The 13,280-nt window shown below is 65.8% G+C and carries 11 protein-coding genes; 8 read left to right on the forward strand and 3 right to left on the reverse strand.

Annotation, left to right across the window (positions count from 1 at the left end):
• Positions 1 to 121 precede the first annotated feature (121 nt).
• The 3 genes from EV648_RS07510 to EV648_RS07520 all read left to right on the forward strand — a co-directional run bounded on the left by EV648_RS07510 (position 122) and on the right by EV648_RS07520 (position 3,838).
• The gene (locus EV648_RS07510; protein ID WP_158293933.1) at positions 122 to 1,807 is read left to right on the forward strand and encodes an MFS transporter; all 1,686 of its coding nucleotides are present in this window, start codon (positions 122 to 124) and stop codon (positions 1,805 to 1,807) included.
• Between the two features lie 147 nt (positions 1,808 to 1,954).
• Positions 1,955 to 2,614 carry a DUF2652 domain-containing protein gene (locus EV648_RS07515; protein ID WP_199234482.1) on the forward strand — a complete coding sequence of 220 codons (660 nt, stop codon included), beginning with the start codon at positions 1,955 to 1,957 and terminating at the stop codon, positions 2,612 to 2,614.
• A 57-nt stretch (positions 2,615 to 2,671) separates the two neighbouring features.
• Positions 2,672 to 3,838 (forward strand): PIG-L family deacetylase, encoded by a 1,167-nt coding sequence (locus EV648_RS07520; protein WP_132286829.1) that lies wholly within the window; start codon positions 2,672 to 2,674, stop codon positions 3,836 to 3,838.
• 37 nt (positions 3,839 to 3,875) lie between these two features.
• Here EV648_RS07520 and EV648_RS07525 read toward each other — a convergent pair whose 3' ends face one another.
• Positions 3,876 to 4,850, reverse strand: a complete 975-nt coding sequence (locus EV648_RS07525; RefSeq protein ID WP_132286832.1) for a PLP-dependent cysteine synthase family protein — start codon at positions 4,848 to 4,850, stop codon at positions 3,876 to 3,878.
• Between the two features lie 490 nt (positions 4,851 to 5,340).
• Between EV648_RS07525 and EV648_RS07530 the strand changes: the two genes are divergently transcribed.
• On the forward strand, positions 5,341 to 5,778 hold the full coding sequence (locus EV648_RS07530) for a cyclic nucleotide-binding domain-containing protein (RefSeq protein WP_132286835.1): 438 nt from the start codon (positions 5,341 to 5,343) through the stop codon (positions 5,776 to 5,778).
• Positions 5,779 to 6,028: 250 nt separating this feature from the next.
• Here the strand turns inward: EV648_RS07530 and EV648_RS07535 are convergent, their stop codons facing one another.
• Positions 6,029 to 7,225, reverse strand: a complete 1,197-nt coding sequence (locus tag EV648_RS07535; protein ID WP_158293934.1) for a DUF4142 domain-containing protein — start codon at positions 7,223 to 7,225, stop codon at positions 6,029 to 6,031.
• A 1,158-nt stretch (positions 7,226 to 8,383) separates the two neighbouring features.
• Between EV648_RS07535 and EV648_RS07545 the strand changes: the two genes are divergently transcribed.
• The 3 genes from EV648_RS07545 to EV648_RS07555 all read left to right on the forward strand — a co-directional run bounded on the left by EV648_RS07545 (position 8,384) and on the right by EV648_RS07555 (position 11,101).
• Positions 8,384 to 8,881: a hypothetical protein gene (locus tag EV648_RS07545; RefSeq protein ID WP_132286844.1), complete on the forward strand. Its 498-nt coding sequence runs from the start codon at positions 8,384 to 8,386 to the stop codon at positions 8,879 to 8,881.
• Between the two features lie 366 nt (positions 8,882 to 9,247).
• Positions 9,248 to 10,009 (forward strand): alpha/beta fold hydrolase, encoded by a 762-nt coding sequence (locus EV648_RS07550; RefSeq protein WP_132288600.1) that lies wholly within the window; start codon positions 9,248 to 9,250, stop codon positions 10,007 to 10,009.
• A gap of 135 nt (positions 10,010 to 10,144) precedes the next feature.
• A complete protein-coding gene (locus tag EV648_RS07555; RefSeq protein ID WP_132288603.1) occupies positions 10,145 to 11,101 on the forward strand; it encodes a carbon-nitrogen hydrolase family protein in 957 nt (318 codons plus the stop codon).
• A 67-nt stretch (positions 11,102 to 11,168) separates the two neighbouring features.
• Here EV648_RS07555 and EV648_RS07560 read toward each other — a convergent pair whose 3' ends face one another.
• Complete coding sequence (locus EV648_RS07560; RefSeq protein ID WP_132286847.1) at positions 11,169 to 11,717, reverse strand: CHRD domain-containing protein; 549 nt, start codon at positions 11,715 to 11,717, stop codon at positions 11,169 to 11,171.
• A gap of 221 nt (positions 11,718 to 11,938) precedes the next feature.
• Here EV648_RS07560 and EV648_RS07565 point away from each other — a divergent pair, with 221 nt between their 5' ends.
• A complete protein-coding gene (locus EV648_RS07565) occupies positions 11,939 to 13,216 on the forward strand; it encodes a hypothetical protein (RefSeq protein ID WP_132286850.1) in 1,278 nt (425 codons plus the stop codon).
• Positions 13,217 to 13,280: the final 64 nt, after the last annotated feature.

Here is a 13,280-nt window from a genome sequence, read left to right on the forward strand (position 1 = left end):
CGCGGGGTCATTGACCTGGGTGAATGCTCCTGAGTTGACGGTGCGCTGGGCTTCGCTGCGGGGTGTCCCGATGCGACGAATGCGTCGCGCGATGCTAGGCACAGAACGGTATCGTCGCCGGATGGCGGGTAAGGGACTCCGGGGCAGGCTGGGCAATGCCGCGGGCGCGTTCACCAGCAACGCCCGAAACCCCAACCTGCGGCGCGCCCAGCTCAGCTTCCTCGGAGCCTGGACGGCGGAGTGGGCGTTCACCGTGGGGCTCGGGATCGTGGCTTACCGGGACGGTGGTGCGACAGCCGTCGGGCTGGTGGGGCTCCTTCGAATGGCCCCGTCCGCGATGCTGACCCCCCTGTTGTCGCCGCTGGCCGACAAGGGCCGCAGGGAGCGCGTACTGATCCTGGTCTCCGTACTGCGTGGTGTCGTCACGGGTGCGGCTGCGGTCGTCGTGGGCGTGGGCGGACCGCTGCAGATCGTGTATGTGTTGGCGGTGTTGTCGACCATCGCTGCCACGCTCTACCGACCCGCGCACTCCGCATTACTCCCGTCGCTCTGCCACAGCGGATACGAGCTCGCCAGCGCCAATGTGGTCCGTGGGCTGCTGGACGCCGCCGCGACGTTCATAGGTCCGCTACTGGCGGCGTTGCTGCTGCAGTTCACCGGCGTGACCGTTGTGTTCGCTGTTGCTGCGGGCGCCTCGTTGTGGGCTGCAGCCTTGCTGTTGCGGCTGAACTACGACGCACCTCCGCGGCCATCTGCCCCGAGAGAGACCAACTGGATGAGGTCAGCCGTCGAAGGCATTCGAGTCGTCAGCCGGAGCCGCGACCTTGCACTCATCATGGGCCTTGCAGCGGCGCAGTCATTCACCCGAGGGGCGCTGACCGTACTCAACGTGGTGGTCGCCATCGAACTGCTGCGGACCGGCGAACCGGGCGTGGGCATCCTCACCGCTGCCATCGGGGCGGGTGCAGTCCTAGGTTCACTGGGCGCGTCGTTGCTGGTCGGCACTCGTCGCCTCGGCGCGTGGTTCGCCGTTGGGGTGGCCCTCTGGGGTATGCCGGTCACGCTGATCGGCGTCTTCCCACAACAGGTCGCGGCGTTGGGCCTGCTGGCCTGTGTCGGCGTCGGGAACTCGCTGATCGATCTCGGAGGTTTCACGCTCCTGGCCAGACTAGCTCCGGACGAAGTGCTGGCGCGGGTCTTCGGGGTGCTGGAGAGCTTGGTCGCCCTGTCCATCGGGGTCGGAGCGCTCGTCGCCTCGCTCGTGGTCGACGGGGCCGGCGTACGTCCTGCGCTCGTGACTGTCGGTCTGCTATGTCCGGTCCTTGCCGTGGCGTCATGGCAGCGGCTGCGAGGAATGGACCGGTCCATCGGCGTGCGAGATGACGACATCGACTTGTTGCACAGGGTGGCCATGTTGAACGTCCTGCCCTTGCCCGCCATCGAGCAGCTCGCTCGCGGCCTGGAACCGGTGGACGTGCCCGCTGGTCACGTCGTCTTCCATCAGGGCGACGTCGGGGACAACTACTTCGTGATCGAGTCGGGCGAGGCCGATGTGATCGGGGACGGAAAGGTCGTGGCAACGCTCGGTCCGGGGCTGGGGTTCGGAGAGATCGCCCTGCTCCGGCGGATCCGCCGGACCGCCACCGTGCGAGCCACCAGCGAGCTCCGACTGAAGGCGCTGCGCTCCGACCGCTTCCTCCCAGTCGTGCTCGGCTACACGCCGAGCGCCCGCGAGGCGGGGGTGGTGGTTGACTCGATGCTCGACCGCTTCACGCCCCGTGACGACCCTGAACAACCGCCTCAATAGCCGGAGCTCAGATTCCCGCGGGCCGGTCCAGGAGCTTCCCTATGCGGTTCGACTACACCTCGATAGTCCGGGGTGTTGGTACGGTCTTGTATGACGTCTGGGCGTTCGCTTCTCCTTATCGCCGACATCGGCGGCTACACCGAGTACATGCGATCCCATCGAATGAGCCTTGCTCATGCCGAGGTCAACACCGCGCGGCTTCTGGAGAAGGTGATCGATGCCGTGCCCGACTTCGACCTGATCGAAATCGAAGGCGACGCAGCCTTTCTCGCTCGTCAGGCCGACACGTTGGACAGTGACGCAACGGTCGCCCTGACTCTCCAGGCCGCAATGGCCATGCACCGGGCGTTCCACCTCGAGCGGCACTATGTCGCGACCAACCTGTGCCCGTGCAACAGTTGCACCCAGGCGAACAACCTGAAGCTCAAGTTCGTCGCGCACATCGGCGAGGTCGCCACCCAGACCATCAGGCAGCGGCGCAAGCTCGTCGGGATCGACGTCATCCTCGTCCATCGGCTGCTGAAGAACCCTGTCAAGGTTCCCGAGTACCTGCTCCTGTCCGATGAGCTCTACCACACCGCAAACACCCCGATGCCTGGTCCCGCGCACGAGGTGTCTCAGGACCTCGAAGGGATCGGCCCGGTTCGGGCGTACTTCGTGAACTTGGCGGGCGTCCCGGGTGCACTCCCTCCCCTGCCGAAACCATCCTTGCTCGGACGCGTCGGGAGGACCTTCGCCGTCGCCGGCTCCGGCCTGCCGCACATGCTGGGCCTACGCCGCCGACGTCGTACCGCCTCCGCTTTCTGACGTCTGCCGAGTGGGTGGCCGATCCACAGGTGCAGGTCAAACCTACGAGAAGATTCGATGGTAATCGTGGCGCACAACACCTCAGTGAACGCTTCCAGCCGGCAGCCTCCGCGTGTGTTGGGAATCTTCGCCCATCCCGATGACGAGACCCTTTGCGCCGGCGGCACTTTCGCCAAGTACGCGAGTGCCGGCGCCGAGGTCCGCGTGGTCTCGCTTACCAAGGGCGGAGCCGGCCAGATCAGGGACGCGAGCGTGGCGACCCGGGCGACCTTGAGAGCAGTTCGGGAGAAGGAACTCGATGCGGCAGGAAAGGAGCTCGGGCTCACCGAGACGAGATGTCTCGAGTATCCAGATGGCGGGCTCTCCGAAATCGACAGTCAGATCCTGGTCGAACTCGCGTCGGAGCTGCTCAGCGAGATCGATCCCGATGTGGTGATCACGTTCGGTCCTGACGGATTCTCCGGTCATCCAGACCACATAGCAGTAGGAGCAGCGGTCACCGCGGCCTGCTACGAAAGGCGATCCGCCACATCGATCCGACTCTTCCATTGCCATCCGCCGCGAAGCAGGATGCTACTGCGCAACCGCCTGGCTGAATGGGTCGTCGAGCTGGCAACCCGCTTCAAAGGCACGAAGGACTTCGTGCGCGCACTGTGGGTCTTCTCGCGAGAGGCGACCGCGCTCGGATATGCGGGCGATTTCGTCAATGTCGAATGGTTTCCATCCGGCTCCTACCTCATCGAACAGGGCGAGGCCGCGACGATGATGTACTTCCTTCTGTCCGGTCAGGTGGAGATCCGGCGAGAGGGCGAGGACGGTCGTGTGCGAGTGGTCGACCGGTCGGGCCCGGGGGAGTTCATCGGAGAAGAGGGCATCGCCACAGGCCGGCCCCGCAACGCGCATGTGGTTGCCCTGGATGACGTCACAAGCCTGACATTCTTAGCATCTGACCCCGTCCCCATCGACGGATCTGCGGAGCAGGCCCAGCTTGTCGTGACCAGATCGCTTCCGTCAGGCGATCAGATCGACGCCAGAGTGAGCACGTGCATCGACGTCTCCGACTTCGTCGGCCACAAGATCCGCGCCGCGGCCGCACATCGCTCTCAGTATCCGATCGATCCGAGCATGTTCGCCGATCCGATCCTCCGAGAGATGTTCGGCGTTGAGTACTTCATCCAGGTCTTGCCGGAGCGGGAGCTCCACACTTCGCTCCTCGACGAGTAGGCCAGAGCACCCCCACGACGTCGTGTCCGCGAGCGCGCTAAAGCTCCGCTGTCACGTCGTCGAACAAGGCAGTTGAGAAGTACCGCTCCATACGGTCTGGCAGAATTGTGCCCACGTGGTGCCCGGGGCCAAGGCGGGCGGCAAGCCGCCGCGCTGCGGCGATGTTGAGCCCGCTCGACGGGCCAATGCCCAAGCCGCGACGACCGAACTCGCGCGCCGTAGCCATTGCCTCCGGCTCCGGGACGAGCACCGGGTCCTCGAGTCCAACGGCGTCAGGGTCGATGAGCCGGCTCATGCCCTCGACGATGCCCGGTATTCCCCCGACGACCTCTGGGTCGCCCTCCGCAGTGAACGTCGCAGTCGGCATCGCTCGAGCGATGATCGTGTCGTATCCGTGATCCCGCAGCGCGTGCGCCACGCCCATCAACGTGCCGCCAGTGCCTACACCGGCGACAAAGCCGTCAAGCCGAACGCCGACCTGTTGGATGAGCTCGGGCCCGGTCGAGTGCTGATGCGCGAACACGTTGCGCGGATTCTCGAACTGCCGGGCGGCGTACAGGTCCGCCTCTGTGCCTGAGTCGTGGAGCAATGCAGCGATCGCTCCATCCATGCCCTGCCCAGCAGGCGTGAGAACCACGTCGCCACCGAGCCGGCGGATCATCAAGACCCGCTCTCCGCTGACTGTTTTGGGCATGTACGCCCGAAACGGCACACCGACGGTGGCGCAGACCATGCTCAACGCGATCGAGGTCGACCCGCTCGACGCCTCAACCACGACGGTGGAGGGAGACACTTCGCCCGATGCGATCGCATACGCGACGATGTTCGTCGCCATCCGATCCTTGGTGCATCCGCTGGGCAGCAGGTAGTCGAGCTTCAACCAGAGAGTGCATCCGCTCCGCACATCCTCGAACGGGATGGTTGGAGTTTCGAGTGGGAGCCGCAACAGCCATGACGCGCGCTCGATGAACCTCGATTGACTTCGACCCATCACCGCCTCCTGTCGACCCATGATCCCAACCCTGATCCTTCACGGGACTGAGGCCACTCGAGGGCGAGCATCCGCGGATGCTCACCCTCCTGGCAGGGATTCTGACGTTCTCGACGCGACGGATCCGCGAGCCAGGAGCGAACTCGCGACTTGAACGGTAACAGCACGGTCCGAGTGCAGGTGGGACGCGGTGGCGACCAGGCCGTGGCGCACGTCAGGCTGCACACGTTGGGCGCGTTCGCGGACCGGCTCGGCCCCGGTGATGTCCACGCAGCGATCCACACGAATCCGAATCACCCTCAACCGACGCCCAAGAGCACGAAGCCGGTCAGTAGACGCAACGTCCATCTCATGAAGGATCAGAGCTAAGGTGGTGCCTAACGACCCTGCCCTCGCGTCCTGGGATCGTTCTCGCCGATCCCATCGACACTCAGGGAGAACGCGCTTGAATGCGGAGCGACCAGCAGCGATTCGAGACGTGTGCCCGTTTCGACTCGTCGTTGACGAGGACATGGACCAACTCATCCGAGAGACCACGATGAGCGACGCGGCAGCCGGCTCGACGCTCTTTGAAGAAGGCGACCCAGCAGACGGCGTCGCAGCCATTCTCGAAGGAAGTGTCGAGGTCCTCAAACAGGGCCGGGTCCTCGCGACGCTCGGCCCCGGGTCGGTTCTCGGCGAGCTCTCGGTGTTCGTGCCATCCGCCTCTCGCACTGCTACAGCCAGAGCGAACTCTCCGGTGCGAATGATCAAGTGGCGTGCGGACGATGTCCAAGGTCGTCTCGCCCGCCACGAACGCCTCGCAACGGCAATCGTGGCCGATATGGCTTTCGTGCTCGCGGAACGGCTGGACCGGCGCACGCAGGATGTCGTCTCGCTGCTCAAAGCCGCCGGGACACGCCTACCGGTGTCAGAGCTGGAGCGTTTTCGCAGCCGTGCCGTGGAGTAGCCTGCCGCCGGCCCTCGGTTGATCGCCGCAGGCTTGCGCGTCGTGTGTGCACGGTTGAACAGTCGTCGTCGCGGCGGATCCATAAGGTCGACTGCTGTTAGCAGTCATGGCGGCGACGATGGCCCGTCCGGGTGAGAGGGCCTACGCGCAAATCAGTTTGCCTGTCGGCGACGTTCGAAAATGAGGCCATAGCGACGCTCGAAGACGACTCCGCCCAGACAGATGGCGCGGAGGTGTCGGCTCTTGAGGGTCAGCTTCGAACCAGCGGGACGCCGTAGAGCACCAGGTTATGGGTGTAGCGGCGCGCTGAGTGGTTGTACGAGCCGATGCACGTCACCAGCGCCATCCGGGGCTTTGAGGCGCCGCGGAAAAGGTCGGTGGGCAGTTGTTCCCGCCGGTAGATCCGGCGAGCCACAATTCGGTACCGGCGGACGCTTCCATCCCCGGCTGTCACCGTAACTTTGGCGCCGACCGGCACGTCCCACAGCGCGGCGAACACCCCGCGCCCGTGGCGGGCGGTGTCCACGTGGCCGACGAGCAGCACGGTGCCACCCGCCGAGCCCGGCGCCGCGCCCGCCGCCCACCAGCCCACGTTGGTCGGCGACTTCGGCACCTGCAGCAAGCCGTCGCGACCGGTCGCGACCGGCACCACAGGGGCATCCACGAAGCCGGGCAGAGTTAGCCGGATCGGCGGAATGGCGGCTTCCCGTTCCGGCGCCGAAGGGCTGCCTTCGGGAACATGTCCGGTATCACCGGGCGGCCCTCCGAAGATCAGGGCGATCCCTATTGCCAACGCTGAAAGACCGAGGAGGCGTCGCCGCGCCCGGGGTGGCTTGCTGGCGAGGAGGAGCACGCCGAGGCCGAGCAGGACCCATGCTGTCTGCGAGCGTAGCCGCTGGGCGTCGGCCATCTGGCCGCCGTCGCCAGTGGGCACTAGGGGGTGGTCGGTCCCGACGCGACAGGTACCTTCCACCATGTGCAGATGCATCTGGATCACGCTCTGGGCGCCTTGAGCCACTGACTTGACGGCAGGCTCGCTGCCTTTCGCCAGCTCGCCTTTGATAAGGGTCAGGTACTGCCCGTGCTCCTCCCGCTGCAACGCCAGCCAGGCGGCGTCGTACCCAGATGTCCCGATTTTGGCCGTGACGGCGTCGAGCTTCTGACGCTGCGCCAGCGAAGGTAGTGGGACTAGCCCGTAGCCGAGTTGGCTAGCGGCCTCGAGCTCCTGCGCGGCCAGCTTGCGATGGTCGCGTTCCAGCAGCGCGCCCACGCGCCGCACGCATGAACTCCGGCCATGGGCCTGAGCGTCCTCAGCGGCCTGAACGATCGTCAGATTGATCTGGTGGGCATCGTTGAGGTAGCTGATATCTGTTTGCGTCGTAATCGCGATCGCCGCCTGCGCCGTTCCCAGCAATCCTGCCACGACAAGAAGCAGAAACGCCGACATGCGGGCAACCACCACTTGTGGGGGCGGAGCCGAGCCTTCGTCCTGCCGCCGAGGCACGCTTACCTCCCTGCGCTCAGACATCGGCGCTTGGTTCGGCGCAGCGCAATTGGCGGGATCACGACACGTTATCTGCCGCAATCCGCCCGGCTCGAGGCCCGATTCGACCGGTGGCCGCCGACACCTCCAGCGTCATTCGTCGTTACCGATGACACTAAAGGGGTGGACTCCCCGGGTCCACCCCGTGTTCGACCTGCTTAGGCGTGGCGAGGTTTCACCGGTTGCAGGCACCCATAACACTCCTACGGCCAGCTACTTGGCGGCGCCGAAGGCCTGTCGACTGTGGGCAGGGACTCGACCTCGGTCACCCACACCGGTCGTCACCTGTGGCAAGCAGCCCGGGAACCGCGGGCATCACGATCTAAGGCTGGAGTACCGGTGGGCAACAACTCGCCGGCGCTGTGGAAGCGCCGGCACGACCCGAGGCGTGGGTGGCGGAGCAGTGCCCGCTACGGGCAGCCGGCGGGTCGAGTTGGATCATCTTGGGGAAGGCTCGACTCGGGTGCGGAGGCGGAGGAGACTGCTGGTTGAGGGGAGGGGTCGTAATGATCGGAGCGCTCCTGTTGGGTCTGTGCTGTGGGGTTCTGGCGCGCATGCTTGTTCCGCGGGATGCCTTTCGGCATATGAGTGGGCCGATGTCTTGGCTTGTGTCGGTTGGGCTCGGGTTGCTTGGGGCCGTGGTCGGGTATCTGATTTTCACCGTTGGGTTCGGGATTGGGGACACCGACATCTTTGACTGGGGTGGGGTTCTGAGCGCTTTGATCGGGACGATCATCGTGCTGCCGATCGCGACTTGGATCCTGCGGCGTACCTCTCGCCAGCCGAACTGAGTTCCGCCGCACCGCCTGACCTGCACGAACGACGCGGAGTTCAGCCGACACGTCATCGGCGAGGCACGTCGCCGCAGGCGCTCGTGCTCGGCTCGGTGCTGGATGGCATCCCAGAGTCCTCGTGTTCGGCTGACCTCGCATGGTGGGGTCGGCCTGCTGCTACTTGCCGGTCTGGTGCGCATGGTCCTGCGGGATCCGTGCACGACCGTGGCGAAGTCAGCGGTGGTCGTTGCGTCTCATGCGGTCGAGGATTTGCTGAAGGGACATCGTGTTGAAGACCGGTACCGGCTGTGAGGGTGAAGCGGGCACGTGGTTGCCGCTTGTCTATCGCGGCGACGGGGCCTGGATTGGGGTGATGCCTGGCGGGCAGGTCGGCGTTGGAGTGGAGAGCGAAGGTCGAGCGACGTTGCGGGATTCGGGTTACGTCCCGCTGTGGCCTTTCATGGAGCGTGGCCTCTCCGAGTATGTCCGCGAGTTGTCTCGCGTTTGGGTTCAACTCGAAGGTAGAGGGTTTGCAGGGCCGGGCGCCGTCGTCGAGTTGACCGTCAGTTCGGCTTGGGCTTCGGGACGCCTGTACTGGAAGCGGCTCGCGGCCTCATGGGTCGTGGAGATGGCTGATCGGTCGATATTCAGTCTGGAACTTCTGCGCGACATCCTCGACAAGATGATCGGATCGGATGCCTTGTCGGCAGAGCTACGCGAGAGTCTGAGACACGCTTCGTTCAAGCTCGCCGGTCCTGGGGATGACACCGACTCTGCGGGCAATTGACGCCTTATGTGCCATGCAACCGGCGGCGTGGAAGATGCCGCGGTCTCACAACTGCGTAGGCCCCGACGACGTACTCGGTGACGGCTTGGTGCCGCTGCGCGGCCGAGCGTGGGCGGCGGGGTGTCACAAGAGTGGGGTGGTGCTCGGTCTATTACGAGAGGCGGCCGTCAGGGGCCGGCTTCGGCTCTGACTTCGGTTGTGGCGTGGGCGTAGGTCCTCGGCATGGGTTGGCTTGGGGGGTGCTGGGTGTTGGGGTCGCCGATTCGACGGACAGGACAGATCATGAGCAGTTCTCGGAGTTTCGCAGTTCATGCGAGGAGACGGCCCGCTGGGGTGGCGGTTCTTCTTGCTGCAGTTGCCCTTGTGATGGTGAGCCTCAGCTCGGCGGAGAGTGCGGCTCAGGGGAGTCGGTCGGGGAAGCCGACTGTCGTGCTCGTGCATGGGGCCTGGGCGGACGCTTCCAGCTGGAATGACGTTATTGAGAAGCTCCAGGACGAGGGGTATACGGTTCGGGCGGTAGCCAATCCGCTGCGGTCGCTGTCGGGCGACGCTGCGTACGTGAAGGCCATTCTGGAGACACTGACGGGACCGATCGTCCTCGTTGGACACTCCTACGGCGGGGCCGTGATCAGCAACGCGGCCACGGGAAATCCGAACGTCAAGGCGCTCGTCTATGTCGACGCCTTCGCGCCCGACACAGGCGAGTCCGCGACAGCGCTCGCGGGGCCGGACTCCGCGCTCTCAGCCGACCCGACGACCATCTTCGACTTCGTTCCCGCCACCCTTCCGCCCACCGCGGACACCGACATCTACCTCAAGAGGTCGACCGTCTTCGCATCCTTCGCGAACGGGCTGAGTTCCGATGACAAGGCAATCCTGACTGCTTCCCAGCGACCGGCCACGGTCGGGGCACTCAACGAGCCGTCCGGAACTCCCGCCTGGCGGACGATCCCGTCCTGGTACCTCCTCGGCACCGAGGACAAGATCATCCCGCCCAGCGTCCAACGGTTCATGGCCGAAAGAGCCGGCTCCACCATCACCGAGTTCGACGAAGGACACGTCGGCCTGATGACGGACCCCAAGACCGTCGTCCGAGTCATCGAGCAGGCCGCGAAGAGCATTCGCTAGCAGACAGGTCGAGGACCTCAACGTCCAGCCAGGGCATCGAACCACCACGGCTCGGTGCCCTGGAGGAGGACGGCCTTTGACAGGTTGCCGGTGCGAGTGTGCGGCGTATCGTCAACATCGGGAGGTGGGGGTGTGATGGGGACGTTGCGGGTTGCGGCTGTTCAGGCGGCTTATGTGCTGATGGATCGGGAGGGCACGCTCGCCAAGGTGGAGGAGGTGTTGGCGGGGGCGGAGGTGCGGGGGGCTGATTTGGTGGTGTTTCCGGAGGTGTTTGTGCCGGGGACTCCTGTGTGGATTGATGCTGTTCCTATTTGGGATGGGGACGAGCAGTGGTTTGCGATGCTGGCTGAGCACGCTGTGGTGGTGCCCAGTGAGGCGACTGAGCGGTTGGGGGCTGCGGCTCGGGAAGCTGGCGTGTACTTGGTGATCGGGGTCAATGAGCGGGAAGCCACCGGAAGCACTATTTACAACACATTGTTGTACTTCGATGCTGAGGGCAAGCTTCTTGGGAAGCATCGGAAGTTGATGCCTACCGGGTCGGAGCGGACCGTTTGGGGGATGGGAGACGGGTCGACGCTTGACACCTACGCGACACCGTTCGGGCGGATCGGCGGGTTGATCTGCTGGGAGAACTACATGCCGTTGGCTCGGTTCTTCCTTTATTCGCTGGGGGTTGACGTGTGGGTGGCGCCGACGTTGGCCACGGGTGACGGCTGGATCGCGACTATGCGCCACATTGCGCGCGAGGGGCGCTGCTACGTGATCGGGGCCAATCCGTGTCTTCGCGTTGACCAGATCCCGGCGGACTTCCCGGATCGGGAGCGGGTGTGGCGGATCAACCCGGATGATCCTGAGTGGGTGGAGCCCGGTAACACGGTGATCGTCGGGCCCAATGGCGAGATCCTTGCTGGGCCTGCGAGGCACGGGGAGACGGTGCTGTTCGCCGATCTGGATCTCAGCAAGGTCCGGTCGTCGCGGCGGCTGTTCGACCCGGTTGGTCATTACCACCGGCCCGATGTGTTCCGGCTCGCCGTCGACACGGCGCCGCGGCCCGTTGTCACCCAGTTGCGCAACGAACTCCCCGGTAACTGACAACGACACAGGGCTTGGCAAACTGGGGATGAGCGTCGCGCTCATCCCCAGTTGCCAAGCCGGAAGGTCAGTGGTGGTGGCCCAGTTGGGCTCTGATCTCACCTCCGGGGAACGATGAGCTGTGCACGTTGACGTAGGTCGTGCCGTTGCGGATCGCCTTGACGAAGTCGTTGTACTGGCCGGCGGTCAGGCTCTGGTTGGCTGGGCCGATGACGTCGGCGGCCTTGATCGTGCCGGTCACGGTTGCCGGGGCCGCGGGGCACAACTGCGTGCCGACCGGGCCGTTGCCCAGGTTGGTGCAGAGGAACACGCTGATCCCGCCGCTCTGGGCTTTCCCACCGAAGTGGATGTGAGCCTGCTGGACCGTGCCCTCCAAGCTGGTGTAGCTGAGCTGGTAGGTGATCTGCTGCAGGCGGTCGTCGATCTTGGCCTGGAAGCGACCCGTGCCGTTGGTCGAGATCGGGAGCGGATCCTCCTCGTACCCGGTCAACTGCTCCCGCAGCATGTTCGGCGAAGTACCCGAGGAATCACTGCCGGCAGTCGCCACACTGCCCGTCGCTGTCACCGCCATTCCGATTCCGATGGCTACAGCCACCACACGTGCTCGTCTTGCCATCGTCGGTTTCCTCCCTGAGAGAGACGTCAATGTGTGATCGTCGTCACACTCCGAGGCGAATGGCAAGAGCTCGCGCGAGTACTGCGGATGCGCTACCCCGGGGTGGGTCGCTCGGGCGGTCGACCACTGACGTGTGTCACCTCCAGAGGCGACTGACCTCACAGCGGCGATCGGAGTGCCATGGAGGCGGAAGCTGTCCCGGCCGATCGAGGAGGGCCACCATGGCGCGTCAGACCGCGGACCTCGAGGACGAGTTCGAGACCGAGTACGAGTCCGAATTCGAAACGGAGGACGAGTCCGAGTGGGAGGACGAGTGGGAAGAGGAGTCCGAGTACGAGGAGGAGTACGAGGACGAGTCCGAGGAGTTCTTCCCCGGCCTGGGCGGAGTCGTCAACGCGATCGGCGGCATGCTCGGTGAGGAAGAGTACGAGTGGGAGGACGAAGGCGAGGACGAGTACGAGGACGAGGCGTTCCTCGGACTGCTCGGACCCATCGCGAAGATCGCCGGCGGCCTGCTCGGCGGCGGAGGCGGTGATAGCGAGTACGAAGACGAGTACGAGTACGAGGAAGAGGCGGAAGCCGAGGCCGAGGAGTTCTTCAAGAGGCTGAAGGGCGCCTTCCGCAAGGCCGCACCGTTCCTCAAGAGGCTGGCCAAGACGGCCGGCCCGCTCGTCGCGACCGCCATCGGAGGCCCTGCCGCGGGCGCTGTCGCCCGAGCGGTCACGTCCCAGCTCGAGGGCGAGTTCGAGGAGGAACTCGAGGTCGAGTTCGAGGAGATGGCGCGGACGCCGCTGGTCGCCTCGCAGACCTTCGCCGAGTACCTGGCGGGCCAGGCCGCGGCCACGGAGTCCGAGTCCGAAGCCGAGGCGCTCGGCGGCGCGGCGGCGTACGCCGCGATCAATCCCGGCGACCGGCGCGAACTCGAGCGACTGCTGCCGCATCTCCTGCGCGGCGCCGCCACGCTCACCCGGATGCTGCACGGCAACCGCAGTACGCGCCCGGCTGTAAGGCTGGTCCCTGGCATCGCAGACGGCGCGGCTCGGACGGTCGCGAAGCGGATCGCCGCTGGTGAGCCGGTTGGGCCGGTCGAGCTCGGACAGGTGATGGGCGCCGCAGCGACGCAGGCGCTGACGCCAGGCAGCGCGCGACAGGCCGTACTGCGCCGGCACGCGCGGGGTCTCGCCCGTAGCCGGCGGCGGTACCACGGTCCGGGTCGCCGCGGCTACGGGCGCCGTACGGGAATGCGCCGCCCGGGGACCACCGGCAGCCGGTACGGCGCGCGCCGGGCGACCGTACGGCGTCAGCCCGTCCGCAGCCGCACTGTCGGCAGCGGCCGGGTGCCTCGGCCGAAGCCCGGGTTCGTGCGCATCACCACCCCGCTGCGGGTTCCGCCCAAGGCCGGTCGGCCGGCTCGCGTGGTTCGAGTGGTCAGCGACGTCCGGGTTCCCCGTGGCGCGGTCCCGGCCGGACGGCCGAGCGCCGCCGGCCGCCGCAGATAGCCGACGCCCACCCAGAGCGCGACCCACCCAGGCGCCACCCCAGATGTTGCCCGCACCCCGCAGG

The organism is Kribbella sp. VKM Ac-2568, from assembly GCF_004345365.1.
In the GTDB taxonomy this organism is placed as follows: domain Bacteria; phylum Actinomycetota; class Actinomycetes; order Propionibacteriales; family Kribbellaceae; genus Kribbella; species Kribbella orskensis.

Bases quoted from the DNA above. Each gene is read 5' to 3' on its own strand.
- EV648_RS07530 (WP_132286835.1), top strand. From the start codon at position 5,341: ATGGACCAACTCATCCGAGAGACCACGATGAGCGACGCGGCAGCCGGC.
- EV648_RS07520 (WP_132286829.1), top strand. From the start codon at position 2,672: ATGGTAATCGTGGCGCACAACACCTCAGTGAACGCTTCCAGCCGGCAG.
- EV648_RS07535 (WP_158293934.1), bottom strand. From the start codon at position 7,225: ATGTCGGCGTTTCTGCTTCTTGTCGTGGCAGGATTGCTGGGAACGGCG.
- EV648_RS07510 (WP_158293933.1), top strand. From the start codon at position 122: ATGGCGGGTAAGGGACTCCGGGGCAGGCTGGGCAATGCCGCGGGCGCG.
- EV648_RS07555 (WP_132288603.1), top strand. From the start codon at position 10,145: ATGGGGACGTTGCGGGTTGCGGCTGTTCAGGCGGCTTATGTGCTGATG.
- EV648_RS07565 (WP_132286850.1), top strand. From the start codon at position 11,939: ATGGCGCGTCAGACCGCGGACCTCGAGGACGAGTTCGAGACCGAGTAC.
- EV648_RS07550 (WP_132288600.1), top strand. From the start codon at position 9,248: ATGGTGAGCCTCAGCTCGGCGGAGAGTGCGGCTCAGGGGAGTCGGTCG.
- EV648_RS07515 (WP_199234482.1), top strand. From the start codon at position 1,955: ATGCGATCCCATCGAATGAGCCTTGCTCATGCCGAGGTCAACACCGCG.
- EV648_RS07560 (WP_132286847.1), bottom strand. From the start codon at position 11,717: ATGGCAAGACGAGCACGTGTGGTGGCTGTAGCCATCGGAATCGGAATG.
- EV648_RS07525 (WP_132286832.1), bottom strand. From the start codon at position 4,850: ATGGGTCGACAGGAGGCGGTGATGGGTCGAAGTCAATCGAGGTTCATC.